The sequence below is a fragment of the Streptococcus suis genome, from assembly GCF_019794615.1.
Lineage (GTDB): Bacteria > Bacillota > Bacilli > Lactobacillales > Streptococcaceae > Streptococcus > Streptococcus suis_AI.
The window spans coordinates 1-692 of the sequence record NZ_JAIMDU010000076.1 but is presented as its reverse complement, the minus strand read 5'-3'; the positions used below and the strand labels follow the sequence as shown (position 1 = coordinate 692).

Annotated in this window: 1 protein-coding gene; it reads left to right on the top strand. The window is 38.6% G+C overall.

Translation table 11 applies throughout. From position 1 onward, the window contains the following. On the top strand, positions 1-692 hold a 692-nt coding region (locus K6V43_RS11625), incomplete at both ends, for an IS1634 family transposase (protein WP_496108343.1).

Sequence of the window (692 nt, the reverse complement as noted above, 5' to 3'; positions counted from 1 at the left end):
TCTACCGCTCATTTTTCACAAACTCTCCTAGAGCCTAAAACTCTGGAACTCCAGCACCTCTACCGAGGATTAGAAATCATTGCCAAAGAGACTGACTTTATTCAAGAACAACTCTATAAAAACTCAGCTGCTCTTTTCTCTCGTAAAACAGACGTTCTCTATTACGACTGTACAAATTTCTATTTCGAAATTGAGGAAGAAGATGAGGAGGGGAAATTGAGACAATATGGCTATTCTAAAGAACATCGACCAAATCCAATCGTTCAAATGGGCTTATTTATGGATTCTCAAGGAATTCCATTAGCTTTCTCGATAACACCTGGTAATACAAATGAACAGACGACTATGAAACCTTTAGAGAAGAAGATTATCAAGGATTTTGAAAAAGCTCAATTTGTGGTCTGTACAGATGCTGGACTTTCTTCTATTGGTAATAAGCGCTACAATAACATCAGCGGGAGAGCTTTTGTCACAACTCAATCTGTCAAAAAGTTAAAGAAAGAAGACAAAGACTGGGCAACATCTTCTACAGGTTGGCGGTTGATGGGGGATAAGTCTGAAACATTCTATGATATTTCTGCACTAGACGAGAGCAACCCAGACCTTCTCTATAGACAAGTCTTTTACAAAGAATGCCCTTTACCTCAAGATGGTCTAGAAGATCAGAGATTGATTGTAACCTTCTCAGCTAA